The sequence below is a fragment of the Paraburkholderia sp. SIMBA_027 genome, assembly GCF_046535315.1.
Classification (GTDB): Bacteria; Pseudomonadota; Gammaproteobacteria; order Burkholderiales; family Burkholderiaceae; genus Paraburkholderia; species Paraburkholderia tropica.
Window position 1 is genome coordinate 1 of the sequence record NZ_JAWRWY010000131.1, and the last position, 415, is coordinate 415.

Consider the following 415-nt stretch of genomic DNA (forward strand, 5'->3'; position numbering starts at 1 on the left):
ACGAACGCGGACAGACTGGGTCTTCAGGTCGACAGCGCGGCCCTTTGCAGCGGCTTCGCCGAGCAACAGCGCGGTGCCGGAGGGCGCATCGACCTTGCGCTTGTGATGCATTTCGAGAACTTCGATATCCCAGTCTTCCGGCGAAAGCGCCCGCGCTGCCTGTTCGATGAAAACACTGAGAAGATTGACGCCGAGGCTCATATTGCCCGACTTGACGATGCGCGCATGGCGCCCGGCCGCCTGGATCTTGGCATCGTCGGCATCCGAGCATCCCGTCGTGCCGACCACATGGACGATGCGCGCCTGCGCGGCCAGTCCAGCAAATTCGACGCTCGCGTTCGGCGAGGTGAAATCGAGCACGCCCTCGGCATGCAGGAAGGCGGAAAGCGGATCATCACCGATGATCACGCCGTTC

1 protein-coding gene is annotated in these 415 nt (G+C 62.9%); it reads right to left on the reverse strand.

The genetic code is table 11. The features are described 5' to 3' along the window. Positions 1-415, reverse strand: a 415-nt coding sequence (locus SB764_RS38450; RefSeq protein WP_410866527.1) for a 4-hydroxy-tetrahydrodipicolinate reductase, incomplete at both ends; no start/stop codon positions are given.